Annotated in this window: 27 protein-coding genes; 21 read left to right on the top strand and 6 right to left on the bottom strand. The window is 66.1% G+C overall.

What is annotated here, in order from left to right:
- Window positions 1-808: 808 nt before the first annotated feature.
- Window positions 809-1,492, bottom strand: a complete 684-nt coding sequence (locus tag ACOJB8_RS09095; RefSeq protein ID WP_368727605.1) for a CBS domain-containing protein — start codon at window positions 1,490-1,492, stop codon at window positions 809-811.
- Here ACOJB8_RS09095 and ACOJB8_RS09090 point away from each other — a divergent pair.
- Together ACOJB8_RS09090 and ACOJB8_RS09085 are read left to right on the top strand one after the other, a co-directional pair.
- On the top strand, window positions 1,473-1,913 hold the full coding sequence (locus ACOJB8_RS09090) for a lecithin retinol acyltransferase family protein (RefSeq protein ID WP_368727604.1): 441 nt from the start codon (window positions 1,473-1,475) through the stop codon (window positions 1,911-1,913). The genes ACOJB8_RS09095 and ACOJB8_RS09090 overlap by 20 nt on opposite strands.
- A gap of 195 nt (window positions 1,914-2,108) precedes the next feature.
- Window positions 2,109-2,813, top strand: a complete 705-nt coding sequence (locus tag ACOJB8_RS09085; protein WP_368727603.1) for a lysylphosphatidylglycerol synthase domain-containing protein — start codon at window positions 2,109-2,111, stop codon at window positions 2,811-2,813.
- A gap of 61 nt (window positions 2,814-2,874) precedes the next feature.
- On the opposite strand, the gene ACOJB8_RS09080 is transcribed toward ACOJB8_RS09085, so the two are convergent.
- On the bottom strand, window positions 2,875-3,045 hold the full coding sequence (locus ACOJB8_RS09080; protein WP_475012153.1) for a lecithin retinol acyltransferase family protein: 171 nt from the start codon (window positions 3,043-3,045) through the stop codon (window positions 2,875-2,877).
- Between the two features lie 351 nt (window positions 3,046-3,396).
- Between ACOJB8_RS09080 and ACOJB8_RS09075 the strand changes: the two genes are divergently transcribed.
- Window positions 3,397-4,047, top strand: coding sequence for a BON domain-containing protein (locus tag ACOJB8_RS09075; RefSeq protein ID WP_368727602.1), 651 nt, complete (start codon window positions 3,397-3,399; stop codon window positions 4,045-4,047).
- 77 nt (window positions 4,048-4,124) lie between these two features.
- Here the strand turns inward: ACOJB8_RS09075 and ACOJB8_RS09070 are convergent, their stop codons facing one another.
- Together ACOJB8_RS09070 and ACOJB8_RS09065 are read right to left on the bottom strand one after the other, a co-directional pair.
- The gene (locus ACOJB8_RS09070) at window positions 4,125-4,292 is read right to left on the bottom strand and encodes a hypothetical protein (protein WP_368727601.1); all 168 of its coding nucleotides are present in this window, start codon (window positions 4,290-4,292) and stop codon (window positions 4,125-4,127) included.
- A 106-nt stretch (window positions 4,293-4,398) separates the two neighbouring features.
- Window positions 4,399-4,890, bottom strand: coding sequence for a carboxypeptidase regulatory-like domain-containing protein (locus ACOJB8_RS09065; RefSeq protein ID WP_368727600.1), 492 nt, complete (start codon window positions 4,888-4,890; stop codon window positions 4,399-4,401).
- A 212-nt stretch (window positions 4,891-5,102) separates the two neighbouring features.
- On the opposite strand from ACOJB8_RS09065, the gene ACOJB8_RS09060 reads away from it, so the two are divergent.
- Together ACOJB8_RS09060 and ppsA are read left to right on the top strand one after the other, a co-directional pair.
- Entirely contained in the window at window positions 5,103-5,555 is a 453-nt protein-coding gene (locus ACOJB8_RS09060) for a universal stress protein (RefSeq protein WP_368727599.1), read from the top strand.
- Between the two features lie 73 nt (window positions 5,556-5,628).
- Window positions 5,629-8,064 carry a phosphoenolpyruvate synthase gene (ppsA, locus tag ACOJB8_RS09055; protein ID WP_368727598.1) on the top strand — a complete coding sequence of 812 codons (2,436 nt, stop codon included), beginning with the start codon at window positions 5,629-5,631 and terminating at the stop codon, window positions 8,062-8,064.
- A 109-nt stretch (window positions 8,065-8,173) separates the two neighbouring features.
- Here the strand turns inward: ppsA and ACOJB8_RS09050 are convergent, their stop codons facing one another.
- Together ACOJB8_RS09050 and ACOJB8_RS09045 are read right to left on the bottom strand one after the other, a co-directional pair.
- The gene (locus ACOJB8_RS09050) at window positions 8,174-11,065 is read right to left on the bottom strand and encodes an AMP-binding protein (RefSeq protein ID WP_368727597.1); all 2,892 of its coding nucleotides are present in this window, start codon (window positions 11,063-11,065) and stop codon (window positions 8,174-8,176) included.
- 37 nt (window positions 11,066-11,102) lie between these two features.
- Window positions 11,103-11,309: a ChaB family protein gene (locus ACOJB8_RS09045; RefSeq protein WP_475012150.1), complete on the bottom strand. Its 207-nt coding sequence runs from the start codon at window positions 11,307-11,309 to the stop codon at window positions 11,103-11,105.
- Window positions 11,310-11,583: 274 nt separating this feature from the next.
- Here ACOJB8_RS09045 and ACOJB8_RS09040 point away from each other — a divergent pair, with 274 nt between their 5' ends.
- From ACOJB8_RS09040 to ACOJB8_RS08965, 16 genes are all read left to right on the top strand, one after another.
- On the top strand, window positions 11,584-12,069 hold the full coding sequence (locus ACOJB8_RS09040) for a hypothetical protein (protein WP_475012148.1): 486 nt from the start codon (window positions 11,584-11,586) through the stop codon (window positions 12,067-12,069).
- 51 nt (window positions 12,070-12,120) lie between these two features.
- A complete protein-coding gene (locus tag ACOJB8_RS09035) occupies window positions 12,121-12,771 on the top strand; it encodes a BON domain-containing protein (protein ID WP_368727594.1) in 651 nt (216 codons plus the stop codon).
- A 17-nt stretch (window positions 12,772-12,788) separates the two neighbouring features.
- Window positions 12,789-14,288 carry a F0F1 ATP synthase subunit beta gene (atpD, locus tag ACOJB8_RS09030; protein ID WP_475012146.1) on the top strand — a complete coding sequence of 500 codons (1,500 nt, stop codon included), beginning with the start codon at window positions 12,789-12,791 and terminating at the stop codon, window positions 14,286-14,288.
- Complete coding sequence (locus ACOJB8_RS09025; protein WP_321924613.1) at window positions 14,285-14,743, top strand: F0F1 ATP synthase subunit epsilon; 459 nt, start codon at window positions 14,285-14,287, stop codon at window positions 14,741-14,743. The genes atpD and ACOJB8_RS09025 overlap by 4 nt, the downstream gene beginning before the upstream one ends.
- Window positions 14,740-15,045, top strand: coding sequence for an AtpZ/AtpI family protein (locus ACOJB8_RS09020; RefSeq protein WP_368727592.1), 306 nt, complete (start codon window positions 14,740-14,742; stop codon window positions 15,043-15,045). Before ACOJB8_RS09025 ends, ACOJB8_RS09020 begins: the two co-directional genes overlap by 4 nt.
- The gene (locus tag ACOJB8_RS09015) at window positions 15,014-15,313 is read left to right on the top strand and encodes an N-ATPase subunit AtpR (RefSeq protein WP_475012395.1); all 300 of its coding nucleotides are present in this window, start codon (window positions 15,014-15,016) and stop codon (window positions 15,311-15,313) included. Before ACOJB8_RS09020 ends, ACOJB8_RS09015 begins: the two co-directional genes overlap by 32 nt.
- Window positions 15,310-16,008 carry a F0F1 ATP synthase subunit A gene (locus ACOJB8_RS09010; RefSeq protein ID WP_368727590.1) on the top strand — a complete coding sequence of 233 codons (699 nt, stop codon included), beginning with the start codon at window positions 15,310-15,312 and terminating at the stop codon, window positions 16,006-16,008. Before ACOJB8_RS09015 ends, ACOJB8_RS09010 begins: the two co-directional genes overlap by 4 nt.
- Complete coding sequence (locus ACOJB8_RS09005; protein ID WP_321924618.1) at window positions 16,005-16,250, top strand: F0F1 ATP synthase subunit C; 246 nt, start codon at window positions 16,005-16,007, stop codon at window positions 16,248-16,250. Before ACOJB8_RS09010 ends, ACOJB8_RS09005 begins: the two co-directional genes overlap by 4 nt.
- A gap of 12 nt (window positions 16,251-16,262) precedes the next feature.
- A complete protein-coding gene (locus tag ACOJB8_RS09000; protein ID WP_368727589.1) occupies window positions 16,263-17,012 on the top strand; it encodes a F0F1 ATP synthase subunit B family protein in 750 nt (249 codons plus the stop codon).
- Complete coding sequence (locus ACOJB8_RS08995; RefSeq protein WP_475012142.1) at window positions 16,966-18,543, top strand: F0F1 ATP synthase subunit alpha; 1,578 nt, start codon at window positions 16,966-16,968, stop codon at window positions 18,541-18,543. Before ACOJB8_RS09000 ends, ACOJB8_RS08995 begins: the two co-directional genes overlap by 47 nt.
- On the top strand, window positions 18,540-19,406 hold the full coding sequence (locus ACOJB8_RS08990) for a F0F1 ATP synthase subunit gamma (RefSeq protein WP_368727587.1): 867 nt from the start codon (window positions 18,540-18,542) through the stop codon (window positions 19,404-19,406). Before ACOJB8_RS08995 ends, ACOJB8_RS08990 begins: the two co-directional genes overlap by 4 nt.
- 79 nt (window positions 19,407-19,485) lie before the next feature.
- Complete coding sequence (locus ACOJB8_RS08985) at window positions 19,486-20,136, top strand: BON domain-containing protein (protein WP_368727586.1); 651 nt, start codon at window positions 19,486-19,488, stop codon at window positions 20,134-20,136.
- A gap of 135 nt (window positions 20,137-20,271) precedes the next feature.
- On the top strand, window positions 20,272-20,862 hold the full coding sequence (locus ACOJB8_RS08980) for an NAD(P)H-dependent oxidoreductase (RefSeq protein ID WP_368727585.1): 591 nt from the start codon (window positions 20,272-20,274) through the stop codon (window positions 20,860-20,862).
- A gap of 50 nt (window positions 20,863-20,912) precedes the next feature.
- On the top strand, window positions 20,913-21,563 hold the full coding sequence (locus ACOJB8_RS08975; RefSeq protein WP_368727584.1) for a BON domain-containing protein: 651 nt from the start codon (window positions 20,913-20,915) through the stop codon (window positions 21,561-21,563).
- Between the two features lie 17 nt (window positions 21,564-21,580).
- Entirely contained in the window at window positions 21,581-21,811 is a 231-nt protein-coding gene (locus ACOJB8_RS08970) for a hypothetical protein (RefSeq protein WP_321924630.1), read from the top strand.
- A complete protein-coding gene (locus ACOJB8_RS08965; RefSeq protein WP_475012139.1) occupies window positions 21,808-22,257 on the top strand; it encodes a CBS domain-containing protein in 450 nt (149 codons plus the stop codon). Before ACOJB8_RS08970 ends, ACOJB8_RS08965 begins: the two co-directional genes overlap by 4 nt.
- The last annotated feature ends 36 nt before the right edge of the window (window positions 22,258-22,293 follow it).

Genomic DNA, 22,293 nt, shown 5'->3' with positions numbered 1-22,293 from the left:
TGCAGGAGCCGCTTGGTCGTTCCGCCGCGTGCAACGTCAGCCCGTCCATTGGCAGAAGGGGGAGCCGATGAACGGGTGCCCTGATGAACTGCGGATACAGGGTCGAGAATGCTCGAGGCCTGATACAGACAAACCCATTCCGGCTGCTCCGGCTGCCGCGGATCGAGTTCGAGCAACCAGTTCGTGTTGCAGTTGCAGCAAACGTAATGTCGCAGAAGCACTGGGCGTCGGCCGAGCGGCCGCAGCCGAGTCTGGGCGCCGACTCTCCGCAGTCCCACATGTGGCTGGACGGTGTTTCCCAGTTGCATTCGTTCGCACGCTTCGCAGGACATGGCTGGCAGAGTGTCACTGGACGAGCGAAGCACTATAGCACCGAGCTCTGCGACAGAGAGTCAGCAATCGAAGAAAAAGCCCGCAGCGGCGGACTGAACACATATGCATGGAGGAGACGATGCTCGGTTCATACGAGCGTCGCCCTTGGGAGAATACGAACGGGTCGCATGGACACAACGCGGCCATTGCGCATCGCCGCGGCAATCGCTGCTTTCAGGACCACAACGTCCGATCCAGGTATCGCTCGCGCTGAACACGTTGCGGTGCCCATTCCCGCCATTTCGGACCATTCTTGCTAATCCACGCACGGGCATCCGCTTCGCAGGTAAAGCCATGCACCTGGGTTTGAAAGCCATCTTGCCACGTCGCCAGCACAAAGCAGCAGGAGCCATCGTTTAGGCTCATGGTCACGTAGTTCGGAGTTTGACGGCGCATCAATGTTTCTCCGCCGGCGGAAATCAGCAGGCATACCCCATTAGATCGAGATCGGCACTTCACCGATAGGAAGATAGAGATGGTCGCCGATACCCTTGATGCCAGGCACCCCTTCTACCGCTGCGCGGATCGCAGTCCGTTCGTCTTCTGACTGAACGACGCCCCAAAAGTGCACGACGCCGTCCTGGACCAGGACGCCGTGGCGGGGCAACGCCCAGCGGCGTTTGCTGAGTTCGCGCAGAACCGCTTCGCGGATCTCCCGATCGCTGGACGAGGTCGCCAGCTTGACGGGCGTGACGGTTGCAAGCGCACGGATCAGATTCGAGCGGCTTACGATTCCGACGAGCTTATCGTCGCGTAGTACGGGAACGCGCTTGACGCGGTGCCGTTCGAGCAGGTGCAGCGGCGTATCTTCGCTCACTGACACGACGGGCTGGCTCATGATGTCCATCACCGTGTGCGCGTGCTCCTTGACATACTCGCTCGCAAGTTTGCGGTTCGAAGTAAACAACTCCAGCCACCACGAACGCCGCCTCTCGCCAGTGCCGATTTCCGTTCGCCGCACCAGATCGCCCTCGCTGAGCATGCCTACCACCTGTCCGGTGGAGTTGACAACAGGCATGCCGCTAATGCGGTTGTCGTCAAGCAGCTTGGCCGCTGTCTGCACGTTCATATCGGGCGAGGCAACCACCACGTGCGAAGTCATGACGTCAATAGCGCGCATAAGTTTCTCCTTCAAAACCGATGGTCATTCTTTGCTGCCGCGAGGACGCTCAGTTGACCTATATCAAGGGTTCGGCCGCGGCCCGGTCGAGGTGATCTCGCTCCAGCTCTTTTCGGCGGGATTCGGCTTCGAGATCGTTCAACACCCCCACGCGCTGTACACGGGCGTCGAAGTCGCCCGACGTGCGGCATCGCGGCTGGGCGAGCAAGACTATCGTTTGCTGACGAACAATTGCGAACATCTCTGCATGTGGTGCGTGGCAGGCCACGGAAAAAGCGATCAGGTCGATGCGTGCATCCGCAATCCCGCTCGCGCTGTGCGGGTCCTCTTCACGCTGTTCTTCTGCAAGCTCGTTCGTGATTGCAAGCCTGCTGCTTTCGGCAAGACGTTCGAAGCCGTTGTACCGGCGCTGAACTACTGATCCAACCAACAGCAGACGCCTGCACCACCGTTTGCGCGCCCCGACATTCGCAGCGCCATGCCTGCCGCGCGAAAGCAAACCGGGCGCCGAAGATTGACATGTATCAAGCCTGACAGCAGGCACGCGCCGAAAATCCACCTGCTGACGCCCGATCACTACGCAGTGCGCCGGTACCCTTCCCAGAGACAGGTCTCGATGAATGCCGGCCCATCTCCACCAGAGTGTCGCCCCGATGGCGAGCCGTCCGCGCCGCGAGCCGACGCACTGAACATCGTCCGAACGCTCTCTGCACCGAACGCGCGACCACGCGCCCAGGCAGCCTGGGCGGTCGGCCTCCTTTGCCTGCTCGTGCTGGTGGTCGCGGTCGTGCGCGCCGGTTCACTCGAGCGCAGTCTCGCGCTCGCACGCGCGGCGCGCCCAGGCTGGCTGCTGATCGCGGTCGCAGCCCAGATTTCGACCTACTTGAGCGCCGCGCTTGTCTGGCGCCAGCCTCTGCACGATTCGGGCTACGAACTGCCGATGCGCGTACTGGTACGGCTCGGCATCATCAAGGTCTTTACCGATCAAGCGCTTCCGAGCGCCGGCCTCGGCGGCAGCCTCATGGCCATTCGCGGGCTGCTGCGCCGGGGCGTGCCGCGCTCGATCGCGCTGACCGCACTGCTGTCGAGTCTGCTCTCGCGCGATATCGCCTTTCTGATCGTCGTGTTCATGAGCGCCGCGATTCTCTGGCTCCATCACGCTGCGGGCACCACGCTCTTCGCCGGCGTTGCCGTATTCCTGCTGGTGCTATTGCTCGTTCCTGCCATCCTGATTCACCTTCTGGCTGCCCATGCTGCCCGGCTTCTGGCTTGCCCGCGTCGAATTGCGCGCGAGCCGGCGCAAAGCGGAGGCGCCGCATGATTCGTCACAGCGATAGCGAGCGCGCGTCTTTAAAGGGCATATGGCGGGGCCTGCGGCGTATCTACGTGACACGCAAGCACCGCGAAAGGCCGGCGTAGTGAATGACCCGGCCATTTCCGATATAGATGCCGTGATGCCGATAACTCGCGCGCTTCGTGGCGAGGTGGGTGCCCACCGACAGAAAACGCGTGGACATGACCTCTGTGCAACCGGATTCTTCAGGCTGGCTCATGACTCGCTCCCGGCCATTGCGGCGGCGTCTGTGCTGTCGGGACTACGCCCCTGATGCTAGATTTGCGCACCGCGTGATCACACTGCTGCTTTCGCCACGCTTCAAGTATTGGATTTGGCGCCGGTAGCAACAATCAGCCCCGGCTGAGATTGGTGTCCGATCTGCGCCGTGCGTGTCAGAAATGACTGACACCACGTGATCGGAACGCTGATCCCGAATTGCCAGGCATGTGCTGGCGGACTGCACGCCGCGCGACCGCCGTCTGCTTGATGCAGATCAGCTGAAGGAGGGCGGCCCGTGCCACGCTTGTTTTGATGGTCCGCATTGGGACCCGATTCGAAGGAGGTGAGGATGAAGACCGATTTGCAGCTCAAGCATGACGTGGAAGCCGAACTGGAGTGGGAGCCCGCGGTGACCGCCTCGAACATAGGGGTGGAGGTGAAGGACGGTGTCGTGACCCTTGCCGGGCACCTATCGAGCCTTGGCGAGAAGATCGCAGCCGAGCAGGCGACACGACGTGTGGGCGGCGTGCGCGCGCTCGTGATCGAACTGGATGTGCATCTGCCGGGCGAAGACGTTCGCACCGACGAGGACATCGCGCACATCGCGCGTTCCGTTTTGCGCTGGACCGCAGGACTGACCGAGGACGCGGTGCAGGTGCAGGTCGAGCGTGGCCACGTTGTGCTCAGGGGCGCGGTTGACTGGCCATGGCAGAGTCAGACCGCAGTGCGTGCCATTGCCCAACTTCGAGGCGTCGCGGACGTGATGGACCACATCGAAATCCATCATAAGGTAGGGCCGGACCAGATCAGCAAGGACATCCTCGACGCCATGCGCCGACATGCGGACCGCGAGGCACGGCATATTCAGGTCACCGTGCAGGAGGGCACGGTCAGGTTGTCCGGCAAGGTTCATTCGTTTGCCGAACGCTCCGTGGCTCGAGGCGCGGCGTGGGCGGCGCCTGGTGTGCGCGCCGTGGTGGACGATCTGACAGTGGAGTGACGCGGCGATTGCGGGCGGGGGCGCGCTGACGTACGTGTGCTGAGGCTTTGCGGGAGATCGCGCGGCTGGTTTGGCGATCAGCGCGCAGCGACGTTGCGAGCGATGGCCGATTTCGCGCGCAAGACGCCGAATCCAGCAGCTTGCACAAGAAGCGCGCGGCCGCGCGGATGCAGGCCGACGGCTGCGAGAACGAAGAACGAGCCGGGCAGGGCGAGGACGGCGAGAAAGATCAATCGCTTGTACATGATGGGTCCCGCAAGGCTTCAACGAAGATGGATAAAGCTTAGATTGGGGCTGACTCGCACACTTGACCTGCATCAGGGGAACTTGCGCCGGGCCATGCGCTTGCGCTCATTGCGCGACGGGCGGCGTCTGACAACACGGTGCGGCGGCACGGTGCACAAGAACGGGGAAATCGAACTCGACATTCGTGGCCTGACGCACATTCACGAGCACCACGCGGGTCTGCTTCGCCCCTGCCGCGTATGCGGCGACCTGGTATCTTCCGGTCGGAAGCGACACGTAAAGGAACGGGCCGAGCGTGCGTGTCTTGAGCAACGACGCCCCGGAAGGACCGACGATCTCGACGTCCACGTCCGAAAGGAATTGTCCACCTTGCGTGACGAACGTCAGCCGCAGGCTGTACTGGCCGGCGACGCTGCGTATCGCGGCGGCTTCGTCACTGCCCACGCCGCCAGTAATGTAGGCGACGCCGTTCTGGACGGTCCGCGTCGCGGCGGCGTCCGTTCCAGCGGCGACGGTTTGCGCCGAGCAAACGCCGGCGCCGAGGGTCATTGCGGCAACCAGGGCAGCGCTCAGCGTGAAGCCAAGGGCAGGTTTCATGGTTTGCTCCTCGCGTAAGTGGCCGGTATTGCCACGATGGGAGCATCCCGCCTTCCAGCGGCGCTGCGTCTGATGCAAATCAAACCGCCCCGCGCTGCCTCGACGTCGTAGCTCTCTTGATGCAAATCAATGGTGTGACGCGACGCAAACCGATGATGGGCGTCAGGCAACGCGATGTGGTGCGGGATATCCCGCGGGACAGGAGGCAGAACATGTACGAGAGGATTCTGGCGGCGTTCGACGGTAGCGAAACCTCGAATCTGGCACTCGCCGAGGCACTGCGCACGGCGCAACTGACGGGCGGCCAACTTTATGTGGCACACGTGATCGACGTTGTGGCGCCGCCCGGCATGGGACTCACCTACGTTCCGGTGGAACTGCTCGCGTCGTATCGGGAGGAGGCCAGGAAGCTGCTGGAAGCTGCGCACGCCGAAGCGAAGGCGGCGGGCGTGAAGTGCGAGACGGAACTGCTCGAAGTGGGCGGCGTCACGCAAAGCGTGGCGGACTGCCTGCAAGCCTGTGCATCGCGCATTGACGCTCAACTCGTGGTGCTTGGCACACATGGTCGGCGCGGCGTCAGGCGCGCCTTCCTCGGCAGCGTGGCGGAGGAATTCGTCCGCAAGGCGGAGTGCCCTGTGCTGCTCGTGCGCGGCGAGGCCGCGTGAGGCGTAGCGGCCCGATGCATTGCGAACCCAATGCACGAACCTGATGCCTTCCGGTCAATACATGGAGCAACCCATGGAAAACGCAACTTCTCCCATTGTTTCGCTTGCACAGGTCACGCGCGCCGACCTTGCACGCGTGGGCGGCAAGAACGCCTCGCTCGGCGAGCTGATCGCCGACCTCGCGCCCCACGGCGTGAAGGTGCCGCCTGGTTTCGCAACCACGGCGCAGGCATACCGCGACTTCATCGAAGCGAACCGTCTCGACGAAGTGATCGCATCCGCGCTCGACGGCCTTGCTGCCCAGCGCAGCACGCTCGCCGAAACGGGCGCACTGATCCGTTCCGCCATCCTGCGCGGCGAATGGCCTGCCGCCATCGCGCAAGGCATCCGGACTGCCTACGAGGACCTCTGCCGCCAGACCGGCAATGAAAAGCTCGGTGTCGCTGTGCGTTCGAGCGCGACGGCCGAGGATCTGCCCGAAGCAAGCTTCGCCGGGCAGTTCGAAACGTTCCTGAACATATCCGGCAGTACGGCGGTGCTCGACGCATGCCGGCGCTGCTACGCGTCGCTCTATACCGACCGCGCGATCAGCTACCGCCAGGCCAAGGGATTCGACGCGCTGCAGGTCGCAGTCTCGGTAGGCGTGCAGCAGATGGTGCGCGCCGATCTCGGTGGCGCGGGCGTCATGTTTTCGATCGATACCGAAACCGGCTTCGATCGCATCGTGCTGATCAACGCGGCCTGGGGGCTGGGCGAAAACGTCGTGCAGGGCGCGGTCGACCCCGACGAGTACGAGGTCTTCAAGCCGCTGCTGGACGCGCCGTCGATCACGCCTATTGTCGGCAAGACGCGTGGCGCAAAGGCGGTCAAAATGGTCTGCACGCGCAGCCGCACCCAGCCGACGAAGAACGCGCGGACTTCGCGCGCGGAGCGCACGGCCTGGGTACTGAGCGATGACGAAATCCTGCATCTATCGCGCTGGGCCTGCCTGATCGAAGCACATTATGGCTGCCCGATGGACATGGAGTGGGCCAAGGACGGCGCCACTGGAGAAATCTTCATCGTCCAGGCGCGTCCAGAAACGGTTCAGTCGCGCCGCGACGCGGGCGCGCTCAAGACCTGGCGACTCGGCAAGACGGGACCGAAGCTGCTGTCGGGCGTGAGTGTCGGGGAGGCCATCGGCGCGGGGCAGGTCTGCGTGATCGATCAGCCGCGCGACATGGCTCGCTTCGTGGACGGCGCGGTGCTGGTCGCCCAGACCACCGATCCCGACTGGGTGCCGATCATGCGCCGCGCTTCGGCGATCGTCACGGATCATGGCGGCCGCACTTCGCACGCGGCGATTGTCAGCCGCGAACTCGGCCTGCCGGCGATCGTTGGAACCGGCAACGCCACGCGCGTGCTGCGCAACCGTCAGCAAGTCACAGTGAGTTGTGCGCAGGGCGAGGAAGGCATGGTTTATGAGGGCATCGCCGAATTTCACGCCGACGAGATCGACTTCTCGAACATGCCGCCTACGCGCACCGGGATCATGCTCAACCTCGCGAATCCGGCTGCGGCGTTTCGCTGGTGGCGCATCCCGTCCGACGGGGTGGGGCTCGCAAGAATGGAGTTCGTGATCAGCAACCAGATCCGGGTTCACCCAATGGCGCTCGTCCATTTCGACGACCTGAAGGACGAACAGGCGAAACGGACCATTCGCGATCTGACCGCCGGCTATGAAGACCGCACCGAGTATTTCGTCGAGCATCTCGCTCGTGCGCTTGGGCGTATCGCGGCCGCACAGTATCCGCGTCCCGTCATTGTGCGCATGAGCGACTTCAAGACCAACGAATACGCGAACCTGGTGGGCGGCGCGCAGTTCGAGCCGAAGGAAGCCAACCCGATGCTCGGCTTTCGCGGGGCCTCGCGCTACTACTCGCCGTTGTACCGCGAAGGGTTCGCGCTGGAATCCCGAGCGATCCGCCGCCTGCGTGAAACGATGGGGTTCACCAACGTCGTCGTGATGATTCCGTTCTGCCGCACGCCCGAGGAAGCCGACCGCGTGCTGGCTGTCATGAAGGAAAACGGCCTCGAACGCGGGGGCCATGGTCTGGAGATCTATGTGATGTGCGAGATTCCGTCCAATGTCGTGCTCGCGCGTCAGTTCGCGCAACGCTTCGATGGATTCTCGATCGGCAGCAATGATCTCACGCAGCTCACGCTGGGCGTGGATCGCGATTCGGCGCAGCTTTTCGGGCTCTTCGACGAGCAAAACGAAGCGGTCAAGTGGATGGTGCGCAGAGTGATCGCCGAGGCCCATCATGCCGGGGCCAAGATCGGCCTGTGCGGCGAGGCACCGGCGCACCACCCCGACTTTGCCGCTTTCCTCGTGGAATGCGGCATCGACTCGATCTCGGTGAGCCCCGACAGTTTCGTCGCGGTCAAGTGGCGCGTCGCGGACAGCGAGCCGGCGCTCGATGCGCAGGCCGGCATGCCCGTGAGCCTGACCGAGCGTTTGCCGCTCTGAGCGGGGCGGCGTCAATCGCGCCGCCACCAGCGCACGCCATCGTGGACCAGAAAGGCAAGGATCATCGCGACGCAGGACGGCGATGTCCATTGCCTGATGGTCCTCTCATTCACTCCGGCGCGATGGTTGCATCCTTCGTTGTGGCGTGTGCGTCGAGCTGTTCGAGGCGCGTTGCCTGATCGTCCGCATCGGGCTCCCCGCATTTCGCGAGCAGCGCCGCGCGCGTATGCTCGCGCAGACTCACCATCGCGCGGAAATCGGCTCCCTGCGCATAGATCGGGGCGAGCACTTCGATCTCGATGTCCCCGCTCTCCGGTATCCAGTGTCCGTCGCGCAGCGCCGTGCGCGCGCCGCGCACGGCGACGGGCAGCACGGGCCTCGCAGCCAGCACGGCCGCGCGAAACGCGCCCAGCCTGAATGCCCGCAGGCCGGCGGCGGATACGAATGTCCCTTCGGGGAAGAACAGCAGCGTCTCGCCTGCGCGCGCGCATTCGACCAGTTGCGCTTCGTCGGCCAGGCTCTGACCATAGTCGTCGCGCGCCACGAAGCGGGTGCCTAGCGCGCGCAGCAGCCCGCCCACGAACGGGCGCCGCGAGAGCTCCCGCTTCGCGACGAAGTGCACCGGCACAGGCAGCGTGGCCAGTAGCGCGACCACGTCGAGGTAGCTCGTATGATTGGCGGCCAGTACGGGATGCGTTGGTGCGTCAAGGTGCTCCGCGCCGCGCAGCGTCGTACGCAGTCCGACGGCGCGCAGCACGAAGCGGCACGCGCGAGCGGCCGCGTGCCAGCGGCGGGCAGGCTCGCGTTCGAGTGCGACCCACACCGAGACTGCCGAAAACGCCAGTCCGACGAGGCACCAGCACCAGGCGCCGCGGGTGCTGCGCCGCAGCCGCGCGACGCCAGCCCGCGTGAGCGGAACCACGTTTGCCACAACGAGAGCGAATGCCTGACGCCAGGGTGCGAACGCGCTCATCGGCGCTTCAGGCGCATCGCCGCGGCGTAGTCGCTCGATCGTCGCAGCCCGACGGATTTTTCCGCCAGGCGTTCTGAAGATGCCATGCGGAGCGACGAGCATGACGCGCTCGGCGGGCGCACCGCACAGCCGCCGCGCGACGGCATTGACGCGCGCCTGGAGATCGGCGCGATCTGCGGCATCGCGCATCGAAGTTTCGACGATCAGGACGAGCCGCTCGGTACCGGCCAGGGGATCAGGCTCGCCGCAGGCCGCCACGCCGCCCGGTTCGACGCCGTTCAACTGTGCGAGCGCGTGCTCCAGCTCATCGGGAAAAATGTGGCGGCCAGCCCGGATGATGAGATCCTTCGTGCGCCCTGTCACGAAAAGCTCCCCGTCTGCGAGATAGCCGAGGTCCCCGCTGTCGAGCCAGCCGTCGTGCGCGAGACGCGCCGTTTGCTCGGGATTGCGGTAATAGCCCGCCGTTGCGCTCGCGCCGCGAAACTCGATATGTCCAATCCGGCGTTCGGCAAGCGGCTGGCGCCGCTCGTCCACGATGCGCAGTTGGGTATCCGCGAGCGGATAGCCGCAGGCAACGAAGACAAGCGGGTCGTCGTCCATGCGCGTCGTCTTTACGGCTTCGCCGAGCGTACTGAGCGCCTCACGCTCCACCAAGTCCACGCGCAGGCCGCGCGACGGGGTAGGGAACGTGACAGCGAGCGTGTTCTCGGCGAGTCCATAGACCGGCGTGATGGCGTGCGCGTCGAACCCGAACGCCGCGAAGCGGCTTGCGAAGGCCCGCAGCGTAGCTGGATTCACCGGCTCGGAGCCGCAGAACGCGAACCGCAACGACCGGAGATCGAGCCCGGCGAGCTGGCGCTCCGGCACACGCCGCGCGCACCACTCGTAGGCGAAGTTGGGTGCCGCGGTGATCGTCGCGCGGTGTTGCGAGATCGTTTCCAGCCAGACGGCGGGGCGCGCCAGAAAGGCGAGCGGCGACATCGCGACAAGTGGAAAGCCGAAATAGAGCGGCGCGAGCCATGCGCCGATCAGCCCCATGTCGTGATAGAGCGGCAGCCAGCTCACAAGCCTGTCGCCGGGCTGCACGATCATGCGCTCGCCCATCGCGCGGATGTTCGAAAGCAGGTTCGCGTGGCTCAGCATGACGCCCTTGGGCTCGCCGGTGCTGCCCGAGGTGTACTGGAGCAAGGCGAGGTCGCGTGTTCCGGTCCTGACGAGCGGCGCCTGCCCGCTATCGTCGATTTGCACCGGGGCGAGCGCCGCGCTGATAACGAGCTGACGCAGCGTCGGAACCTTCAGCCTGAGCAGATGCGCTACCGGGCCCAGCGACGCCGAAGCGATCAGCGTGGAGACTCCGGCATTCGCAAGGATCGAAGCATGACGCGCGACGTGCTCCTCGACCTGCGCGAGGCTCGTGGGCGGATAGATCGGCACGGGAACGGCTCCGCACAGCATCAACGCCGCGAAGGCGACGAAATAATCGATGCCGGTTGGCAGCATGAGTGCGACCCGCGCGCCAGGATCCACGCCGAGCGAACGCAGCACATTGGCGGCATGCGAGGCGCGATGGAAGAGCGCAGCGTAAGTGAGCTCCGTCGTGGTGCCGTTGTCGATGAGCGTGAGATGGAGCCGATCCGGATGCCTGAGCGCGTGCCATTGGAGTACCTCGGCGAGCGTTTGGGCCTGTTCGGGCACCGCCAGCGCAGGTTCGCTGCACATTTCGGGCAGCGGGACGAGACGTGCCGCTGCCTCGACCGGCATGGCTTCGGCGCCCAGCTCGATTGCCTTGAGCAGGTCAGCGGGCGTGACCGCCGCAAACGCGTCGGGCGGCAAACGGACGCCGAACGCCTGTTCGATGCGTTCGGCCAGTTCGGCGCGCGCGAGGCTGTCGAAGCCGAGATCGCGCTCGAGTTGCGTCGTCATCGAAACGCGGTCGCGATGCTGCGCCTCGCCGTGCAACTCCGTGGCGAGGGTATCGACGAGACGCAGCAGACATACCGCGCGAGTGTCGTCGGATTGTGGAGTCATGGCGTGCAGTGGCGCGGTTCCAGCGGGGAGCGATCGTCTAGAGCGGGACCCAGTACATCCCGTCGCGAACATACAGGCGCTTTACGGCCGCCCAGGCAATCCGGCGAGCCGCTTCCTCGCGGCGCGGGTCCAGGGCGTGGTCGGCGTAGGCGCGATTGAACGCGGCCCGGAAGATGTCCTGCGCATGAGGCGGCAAATGATTGCGTACGCCCAGAGGCAAGTCGCTATTCGTCGGGTAAGGCATGGCTGTGAGGTGCGGGTTGCACACGAAGTCAAGCGGAACAAGTGAGAGGCTCGCGCGCCTCAGTCGACCTGCATCTGATTCAAATCAAGAGACGCCAGATCTTGTCTGCACGCACGCGCGTTCCGCCGGCCGGCTACCCGTCCCCCAAAAAGTACTGATGCAGGTCAATTGCGCGGGAAGCCCCTCCGATAGATTGAACGAGGAATGCGACCTGCCGGGCGAAGCCGCGCGTTGCGGATCAGGCGGTGGTGGTCGATCGATCTGGAGATTGCAAATGAGAGAGAGCCCCCAGAATCTACCGTTTTCACCCGTTTCCATGCTGAGCATGAGCGCGCGCATGGTGCAGCTTGGCCTGGACGATTTTCAGGCCCTGCTCGGACTGCAGGCGAAGTGCGTCGAGCGTGACCGCGTGGCGGCCCAACATGCGTGTGAAGCCCTGACGGATGTCCGCACGTACGATAAGGGGGCGCTCGTGCAGACGTGTCAAAACTTGTTCCGGGAGTACTGCGCGGCGAGCGTGGCCTTGTTCGAGCAAAGTCAGGAACTGGCTATGCGAAGCCAGACGGCGTTTGGGGCGTTGCTGCGAGCCGGCGCGATCGACTTCGAAAAAGCCTGTATCCGTGCGCAGGCTCGGGCGACCCGCCAGACTGGCGCCGTGCCGCAGGCGGCCGACTGGTTGACGTACCTGGGCCAATTCGCGGGCGTGCGCCCGAATGGTGAGGCGAAGTTCGAAAGTCGTCCCGCAGCCACCGGTGCCTGATAGTCAGGAGTCCAGATTCCGCCAATGACGCCCGCGCGTACGGAGCACGCCATGAAAGCCGATACGCAACTGAAGCAGGACGTGCTGGACGAACTGGCGTTCGACTCAGCGTTGGACGCGTCGCGTATTCGTGTCGAAGTGGCAAACGGAGTCGTGACGCTGGCGGGCGCGGTGCCGGTGTTTGCCCACACGCATGCCGCCGAACACGCTGCGCAGCGCGTGAGCGGCGTGTGTTCGGTCGTTACGCGGATGCGGGTCGAACGGCCGGTTATCGACCCGCCAGGCGACGACGAGATTGCGGATATGGCGCGCGCTGTCCTGCACTGGACGGCCGGCGTGCCGCAGCGGGCCGTGGAGGTCGAGGCTGAGAACGGCCATCTTTTCTTGCGGGGAGCGGTCGAATGGGAATGGCAGCGCGAGCTTGCGATTCGCGCGCTCGTGCGCTTGCGAGGCGTGACGGGAATCACGAGCCGCGTGGAGGCGCGTCGGCGCATGGACCCGCGGAAAATCGGCGAGCGCATCGGCAAGGCGTTTCAGCGCTATGCGGACGACGAGGCGAGCCGCATTCACGTCGAAGCAAGCGAGGGCATGGTGACGCTGAGAGGGACGGTAGCATCGGACGCCGAACGCACCGTAGCGCGCGGCGCGGCGTGGGCGCATCCCGGCGTGCACGCGGTTATCGACGAACTCGTGCTGGTTTGACGCCGCGGAGTCCCGCCATGCCAGTGAGCCTCGCCCCGAACCATCCTTCGACCTCGGCCGCTGCAACCGTGCCGCGCGCCGTGGGGCGCGTGAGCGCCTTGCGCGGCGCGGTTCTGGACATTGTGTTTGAAGACGGGCCGCTGCCTCCCGTCGAAGACGCGCTGACTATCGTCTGCGACGACGGCTCGCGGCTCGTCGCGGAAGTCGAGGCGCATCTCGGCAGCACGATGCTGCGCGCGCTCGCCTTGCAATCCACGGCGGGATTGCGTCGCGGCGCCCGCGTCGAGGCGCAGGGCAGCCCGCTCGTGGTGCCCGTGGGCGACGCGGTGCTCGGACGGCTGCTCGACGTGAGCGGCACGGCGCGCGACGGCGGAGCGCCGCTCGACGCCGGCGCGCCGCGCCGTCCGATCCACCGCGCGGCGCCCCCGCTTGCGGCCCTGCGCGGGTCAAACGAGATCTTCACCACCGGCATCAAGGTGATCGACCTGCTCGCGCCGCTCGCACAGGGCGGCAAGGCCGCGATGTTCGGTGGCGCGGGCGTGGGCAAGACCGTGCTTCTGATGGAGCTGATTCACGCGATGGTCGAGCGCTATCAGGGCATCTCGGTGTTTGCGGGCGTGGGCGAGCGCTCGCGCGAGGGGCACGAGATGCTCTCGGACATGCGTGGCTCGGACGTCCTCGCGCGCACGGTGCTGGTGTACGGCCAGATGAACGAGCCGCCGGGGGCGCGCTGGCGCGTGCCGCTCACGGCGCTCACGATCGCGGAGCATTTTCGCGACGAGAAGCACCAAAACGTGTTGCTGATGATCGACAACGTGTTTCGCTTCGTGCAGGCGGGCGCCGAGGTGTCGGCGTCGCTCGGGCGCATGCCTTCGCGGGTCGGCTATCAGCCCACGCTGGCGAGCGAAGTGGCCGCGCTGCAGGAGCGCATCGTCTCGGTGGGCGATGCTGCGGTGACGGCCGTCGAGGCTGTGTATGTGCCCGCCGACGATTTCACCGATCCCGCCGTGACGACCATCGCGGCGCATGTAGACAGTATGGTCGTGCTCTCACGCGCCATGGCCGCCGAGGGCATGTATCCGGCCATCGATCCGATCGCCTCGTCGTCGGTGCTGCTCGATCCGCTGGTCGTGGGCGCGGAACACGCAGCGGTCGCGGTCGAGGTGCGCAGGCTCATCGAACACCATCGCGAACTGCAGGACGTGATCGCGCTGCTTGGCGTCGAGGAACTGGGCGCCGAGGACCGGCTGCTCGTACAGCGCGCGCGCCGCCTGCAGCGCTTTCTTACGCAGCCCTTCGCGGTGACTGAGGCGTTCTCGGGGCAGCCGGGCCGCTCGGTCACCATTGCGGAAACGCTCGCAGGCTGCAAGGCGATAATCGCCGGCGAGTGCGACGACTGGCAGGAGCGATCGCTCTTCATGGTCGGCACACTCGATGAGGCGCGCGAGAAGGAACGCGCATCGGCAACGCGAATGGGCGCCGCGGCCGCACCCGCACCCGTCCAGGGGGACGAATGACCACCACGCTGCTCGATCTGACGATCGCCACGCCGCTCGACATGGCGGTGAACCACGAGGCCGCCGGTTCGCTGCGCGCCGAGGACGAAAGCGGTGCGTTCGGCATTCGGCCAGGTCACGCCGACTTCATCACGATGCTTGCGCCTTCAGTGGTGCGCTGGGTCGCGCCGGACGGCAAGCGACGCTATTGCGCCGTGGACGGCGGCGTCCTGACGGTTTCCGGCGGCCAGACGGTGTCCGTTGCGTGCCGCGAGGCGATCGTCGGCGATTCGCTCGAACGGCTGGAGCGTGAAGTCGCCCGCGTGCGCGCGGCGCAACTCGATGCCGAGCGGCGCGTGCGTGTGGAGACCGTGCGCTTGCACGCCCAGGCGGTGCGGCAGATTCTGCGCTATCTGCGCGGCCCGGTCGTGCCGGACGGGCAAGAGATTCCGGCGGCACGGGAGCGCGGGCAATGAGCGATCCGTCACGAGAGTCCAACCACATGGCACGGGCGGCGCGCGACGCCGCGCAACGGGAAGCGCGCGGACGCGCGCAACCGGAGCCTTCGCTCGGCAGCCGGCTCGGACAGATCGGCATTCTCGGCTGGACCATCGTGCTGCCCACGCTGGCCGGGCTCGCGATCGGCCACGTGCTCGACAGGTGGTTCGGCACGCGCGTGTTCTTTTCGGCGCCGATGCTCATGCTGGGCGCGGCGGCGGGCCTCTGGTTCGCGTGGAAGTGGATGCATCGGCAGGAACGGAGTCATCAGGACGACTGATCACTGGACGATCTGGGCAGGCGCGGCGGGACTGATTGCCGGTGTGGCGGTGGGCGCCGTGCACTTCGCCGCGCTGCGCTGGAATGCGCGCCTGTTTGCGTCGGGCCGAATCGGCTTCGCGCTCGGTGCACAGGCGCTACGCTGCGTGCTGACCGCGTTGCTCCTGTTCGCGCTCGCGCGCGCCGGCGTCCCGGCGCTGCTCGCGGGCATGGCCGGGCTGCTGCTTGCATGCCATACCGCGCTTCGCATGATGGTGCGGACACGATGAAAGCATCGCCTCTCGTCACCTCGCCGCTCTGGCATGTCGGCCCGCTGGCGATTACTGCGCCCGTCGTGATCACGTGGGTCACCATGGCCTGCATGGCTGCCGCCGCGGTACTGCTGACACGGCGGCTAGCGCTGAAGCCTTCGAAGACGCAAGTCGTGCTGGAGTTGCTCGTTACGACGCTCGACACGCAGATACGCGACACCATAGAGAGCGACCCCGCCCCCTATCGTGCGCTGATCGGTACGCTCTTCCTGTTCGTGCTGGCGGCGAACTGGTCGTCGCTGCTGCCAGGCGTGGAACCGCCGACCGCCCATCTCGAGACCGACGCGGCGCTCGCGCTGATCGTGCTTGCCGCAACCGTCTTTCACGGCTTGCGCACGCGCGGGCTGCGCGGCTATCTCGCCACTTTCGCCGAGCCGACCTGGGTGATGATCCCGCTGAATGTCGTCGAGCAACTCACGCGCACCTTCTCGCTCGTCGTGCGCCTTTTCGGCAACGTGATGAGCGGCGTCTTCGTGGTCGGCATCGTGCTCTCGCTCGCGGGGCTGCTCGTGCCCATTCCGCTGATGGCGCTCGATCTGCTCACCGGCGCCGTACAGGCCTACATTTTCGCGGTGCTGGCGATGGTGTTCGTGGGCGCCGCGGCGGGCGGCGCGCCCTCGGGCGCCGGCCATCGCGCACAGGGACAGCCATGAACATGATCGAAATCGTCAGCATCGCGGCCGCAGCGCTTGCAGTGTCATTCGGCGCGATCGGCCCTGCGCTGGCCGAAGGCCGCGCCGTCGCCGCCGCGATGGACGCCATTGCGCGCCAGCCGGATTCCTCAGGCACGATCTCGCGCACGCTATTCGTCGGCCTCGCGATGATCGAAACGATGGCGATCTACTGCCTCGTGATCGCACTCCTGCTGCTGTTCGCCAATCCATTCGTCAAGTAGGAAGACCGCTCCATGCATATCGACTGGTCGACGCTCGCGCTGCAGACAGTCAACGCCCTGGTGCTGGTCTGGCTGCTCGCGCGTTTCCTGTTCCGCCCCGTGGCGGATATCGTCGCCGCGCGCCAAAAGGCGGCGCAGGCGCTGCTTGCGGACGCCGAGGCGAGCCGCCGCGCGGCGCAGGCCGGGCAGGACGCAGCACGCGAGGAAAACGCGCGGCTCGCGGCTTCGCGTGAGGCGGCGCTGCGGGCAGCGGAGGCGGACGCCGAAGCCCACAAGGCCAGACTGCTCGCACTGGCGCGGGCCGAAGCAGCGCAGGTGCGCGTGCAGGCCGAAAACGAGATCGACCGCGAGCGCGCCGCGCAGGCGCGCGCCATCGAGGGCGATGCGGTGCGGCTGGCGGTGGAGATCGCCGGCCGGTTGCTCGACCGCATGCCGCCGGAGGCGCGTGTGCAGGGCTTTATCAACGGTACGGCCGAGGCGCTGGCGAGCCTGCCACCCGAGACGCGCGCGGGGTTCGGCGCGCATGGCGAGCCGCTTGAGCTTGCCGCGCCACGCGAACTGAGCGCCTCCGAACGAAAGGCTTGCGAGGATGCGTTCGGCGCGGTGCTCGGGCACGACATCACGCTGCGCGTGCGTGCTGATCCCGAGCTGATCGCCGGGATCGAACTCACCGGCGCGCATGCGGCTGTGCGCAACCATTTGCGTCGCGATCTCGATGCCATCCGCGAGACGCTGCGGGAGCAGGGCGGTGTGCGCGGCTGAATCCAACGCGCATTCCTGGCTCGCGCGGGCGCAAGACGCGCTCGCTCGCGTGCGCTTTGCCGCCGAGGCACAGACCAATGGCAGCGTGGAGCAGGTGGCCGACGGCGTCGCCCGCATCTCGGGCCTGGCTGATGTCGCGCTCGACGAAACCGTGCGCTTCGCAAGCGGTGCGACCGGCTACGTGCGCACGCTAGACGCCAACCTCGCGAATGTCGTGCTGCTTGACGGCGCAGCGGGCGTGGAGGCCGGCGAGCGCGTTGAGCGTACCGGCACCGTGCTTCAGGTGCCGGTGGGCGAGCAACTGCTCGGGCGCGTGATCGATCCGCTTGGCCGGCCTCTCGACGGCGGCGATTTGCCTGCGGCCGGGACATGGCTGCCCGTGGAGCGCCCCGCGCCCGCCATCGTCGAACGGGCCGCCGTGAGCGAGCCGCTCGAAACCGGTTTGCTGATCGTCGACGCGCTGTTTGTGATCGGGCGCGGACAGCGCGAGCTCATCATCGGCGACCGGGCGACCGGCAAGACCTCGCTCGCGGTCGACGCCATCGTCAACCAGCGCGCGAGCGACGTGATCTGCGTGTACATCGCTGTGGGTCAGCGCGCCACGGCGATACAGCGCGTGATCGACGCAGTGCGCGCGCGCGGCGCGCCGCAACGCTGCGTATTCGTGGTGGCGCCGTCGTCGGCAACGCCTGGCATGCAGTGGATTGCGCCGTTCGCGGGCTTCTCCGTCGCCGAGTATTTCCGCGACCGCGGCCAGCATGCGCTCGTCGTGATCGACGATCTCTCGAAGCACGCGGCCACGCACCGCGAGCTGGCGCTGCTCACCGGCGAGCCGCCAGGCCGCGAGGCGTACCCTGGCGACATCTTTTACCTGCACGCACGGCTGCTGGAGCGCGCAGCGAAGCTGAGTGCGGAACTCGGCGGCGGCTCACTCACCGCGCTGCCGATCGCCGAGACCGACGCGGGCAATCTCTCCGCTTACATTCCGACCAATCTGATTTCGATTACCGATGGCCAACTCGTGATAGACGCCGCGCTCTTCGCGGCGAACCAGCGGCCCGCGGTCAACGTGGGGCTGAGCGTGAGCCGTGTGGGCGGCAAGGCGCAACTGCCCGAGCTGCGGCAGGTGGCGGGGCGGCTGAGAATCGACTACGCACAGTTCCTCGAGCTGGAGATGTTCGCGCGCTTTGGCGGCCTCACGGATACGCGCGTGAGTGCGCAGATCACGCGCGGCGAGCGGATTCGCGCGTTGCTCGCGCAGCCGCGCTTCAGCCCCCTTGGCGCTGCCGGTCAGGTGGCGCTGCTCGGTGCGCTCGCCGACGGCGAGTTCGATGCGTTGCCCGCGCACGCTGTGGCGCAGATTCGCGAGCGACTCGCACAGGGAAGCGCCCAGGCGAAGACCTACGCTTCGCATGACGAATCATCATCGAACGCACAGGCCTTGCGCGAGCGCGTGCGCGAATGCATCGCGGCCTTTGCCGGCGGCTCGGACGAGGCGGCCGCTGCAAAGCCTGGCGAGGGGGCGCAATGAGCGGCAAGCTCGGCGAGATCGAAGCGAGGATCGCAGCCACCCATCAACTCGAAGCCGTGGTCGGGGCTATGCGCGGGATTGCCGCGGCGCGTTCGCACGACGCGCATGCAAAGCTCGCCGGTATCCGCGCTTGTGCGGCGGCGGCCGGGGCCGCGATCGGGGACGTCCTTGCGTTTGACCCTTCGGGCGTGCCGGCACGCGCGGCGAACGCCGACGACGGCCCCGAGGCGTGCGTTGTCATCGGCGCGGAGCAGGGCTTCGTCGGCGGCCTCAACGACCGGATCGCGGAGGAAGTGTTGGGCGGTGCTCGAGAGCGCGTCCGCCATTGGCTGCTGGTCGGCACGCGGCTCGTGAACGCGTGCGCCGAGCGTGGGCTGACCGGGACGTGGTCGGCGCCGATGGCCGCGCATCCGGCAGGGGTTCCGCATCTGGCGGCCCGCGTGTCCGATGCGCTCTACGCGCGTCTTGCCGATGGCGAGCGCGCCACACGCGTCACGGTCACCCACGCGCTGCCAGGCGAGTCGCGGATGCGTATCGTTCAGCGCACGCTCATTCCATTCGATTTCGCACGTTTTCACGTAACGCCGCGTGCGCTGCCGCCGCTCGTCAACGTGGCGCCCGCGCGCCTCCTCGGCGGGCTCGTCGAGCTATATGTTTCGCTGGAACTGTGCGAGGCGCTGATGCTCTCGTTCGCCGCCGAGAACGAAGCGCGCGTGCGCGCCATGCTGGCCGCGCGCTCGAACGTGCGAGAGCGGCTGGCAGGTCTTTCGCAACAGTACCGGGCGATGCGCCAGGACGAGATCACCTCGGAAATCGTCGAGTTGTCCACGGGGCGCGAGGCGACGCAGCGCGCAATGATTTGATCGACATCAGCCGGGCAGCGTCGCCCTGCGCGATGCTTGAACCGGCGCACTCGGGCAAAAGCCCGGCAAGGAGGCGGCAATGAAATCCGACGAGACGTTGAGCGAACAGGTGGCTTGCGAACTCGCGTGGGACCCCGAGGTGGATGTCTCGCGCCTCGAGATCGGTGTGCAGGACGGCATCGTGACGCTGTTGGGCTCGGTACCGGGCTACGCGCAAAAAGTGGCCGCCCAGCGAGCGGTCGAGCGTGTGGCCGGCTGCCGGGCAATCGTCATCGAGCTCAAGATCGACGCGCCGCCGGTGCTCCAGCATCCGGATTTCGATCTCGCCGAAGCCATCGTGCTCGCGTTGCGCTGGCAGGCGGGTCTTGCCGGGAACCAGGTTCACGTCGAAGTGGAGCGCGGCTGTGTGACGCTCAGCGGCGAGGTGGACTGGGGCTATCAGCGCAATCTGGCCGAGAAGGTGGTGAGCCGCATGCGTGGCGTGATGGGCGTGGCCAACCGGATCGCCGTGCGCAACAGCGACGCCGTCACTCATGTCGCCGAGCATATTTCGGCGGCGCTTGCGCGCCGCGCCCAGCGTGAGTTCGCGGGCATCCAGATCAAGGTCGAGGATGGCGTGGCGACGCTGAGCGGCAAGGTGTCGTCGCTGCGCGACCGGCGCGCTGCATGTGGCGCCGCGTGGGCGACGCGCGGCGTGCGGCGCGTGGTGGACGAACTGGTCGTGGAGTGACCCGGAGTCAAGACGTCGAAGTCTTCGCATGATTGACGTGTGTCAATTGAATGGCCGCGAGGACGCGCACGATGGATTTGTCCGTGTGCAGCGCTATTTTTGAAAGGAGCCACCGCCATGCAGAAACACCTGATCGTGGTCGCGCATCCGGTGGAAGACAGCTTCACCATGAGCGTGACGCGTGCCTACCTCGGCGAGTTGGTCCGCATGGGCCATGACGTGCGTGTTCATGACCTCTACCGCATGGGGTTCGATCCCGTGCTGTCCGCAGAGGAATTGACCGAGGGAAGCGACGTGCACGTTCGCATGGCCGACGTCGTGATCGCGCAAAAGGATGTGCTTGCGGCCGACGTCGTGACAGTCATCTATCCGCTCTGGTGGATGGCGATGCCCGCGATGATGAAAGGCTATATCGACCGCGTGTTCAGTCGCGGCTTCGCGTACGCGACGCAACCGGACGGCGTGCACGGCTTGCTGGCGGGTCGCCGCGCCGTCGTGGTGACCATCTCGGCCGCACCGCGCGCCTCGTTCATGAAAGACGGCCGGTGGCAGGCGATGCAGCTTTTGCAGGACACCCACGTTTTTCGCGCGTCCGGTTTCGACCTGATCGGGCACCTGCATTTCGACGAAGTCGGCCCGGGAATGTCTCCCGCCACGGCTTCCGACGACCTCGCTCAAGTGCGTGAATTTGTGCGCGGGCATTTCGCCTCTGTGCCGGCGGCGTGAATCCTGGCTGAAACCAACCTTCGGCCTGGCGAAATCAGGAGTGGACCGCAATGAAATCGGATCTGGAATTGAAGCATGACGTAGAGGCTGAATTGGCGTGCGACCGGTCGATCCAGCCTGCGAGTGTCGGCGTCGAGGTGTCGAGCGGCGTGGTGACGCTGTCAGGCCATCCGGCGAGCTACGCGGCCAAGCTCGCCGCGCAGAGGGCGACGGCACGGGTTGCCGGCGTGCGCGGCATCGTCGTGCAGATGGAGGTGCGCGTGCCGCGGCACGATGAGCGCAGCGACGAAGAGATCGCAAATACGGCGCGCTCGATCCTCGAATGGACCGTGGGAATCAATCATGAGGATGTCCAGGTAGAAGTCGAGAAAGGCTGCGTCAGGCTGCTCGGCGAGTGCGACTGGGGCTACCAGAGCCATGCCGCGCAGAACGCGATCGCGCATCTGCGCGGCGTGACGGGCGTGGACAACAAGATCCGCATACGCGGCACGACCTCGGCAGAAGACATCGCACGCGGCATTCGCGCCGCGATTGGGCGGCACGGCGAGCGGGAAGCGAAACACGTCGAGATCAAGATCGAAGGCGGCACGGTCACATTGACCGGCAAGGTGGCTTCGCACGCCGAGCGGCAACTCGTCTACGGAGCGGCCAAAGCGACGCCGGGCGTGCACACGATCGTGAATCTGCTGAACGTCGAATGAAACAGGAGGGCACAGCCATGTATCGCTTCTTTCGCCGATTCGAACGCCTGGCGTTCGGAATCGTGACGGCGTCGGCCATCCTGTGCACGGGCGTTCTCGTCGTCCACCGGTTCGGTGACGCGCTGGTGCCCGATTTTGTCTCCGGGCACGCCGTCGATGCCGGCGTGCCGTTCGCACAGATTTGCAAGGAAGCGAGCGAGACTGGCTCGTGCGAAGCGTTGCTCGCCGGCTGGAAGGGGGCGATATGAACGCTGCTGCGCTTTGTACACGCGAGGTAGCCACCTGCGACGCGCAAACGTCCATCGTGGAAGCCGCGAAGAGGATGCGCGCGCTGCATGCCGGAGATCTGGTGGTGGTGCGTGACGATGGCGGTGTACGCGTGCCACTTGGCGTGCTGACCGATCGGGACATCGTGCTGGCCGTGGTGAGCCCGGACGCGGCGGCAAACAAGCTGTACGCCGGCGACGTGATGTCGACGCCAGCGGTGATCGCAAACGGGGCCGACGATATCTGGCTGCTCGCAAAGCGAATGCGTCTGCACGGTGTGCGCCGCATGCCGGTGGTCGGGGAAGACGGCGGACTGATCGGCATCGTATCGCTCGACGATCTGCTGCATGCGGCCGCGAACCTGCTCGACGAGTTGCGCCTCATCGCGGCACGCCAGGCGCATACAGAGGGCAAGCGCCGAGCGTAGCGTCGCGAGGTTTGCTTCGGCCGAACATGATGGAGG

Source organism: Paraburkholderia sp. BR10141, assembly GCF_056155635.1.
The sequence above is the reverse complement of the archived record's forward strand: the minus strand, read 5'-3'. Positions and strand labels throughout refer to the sequence as shown.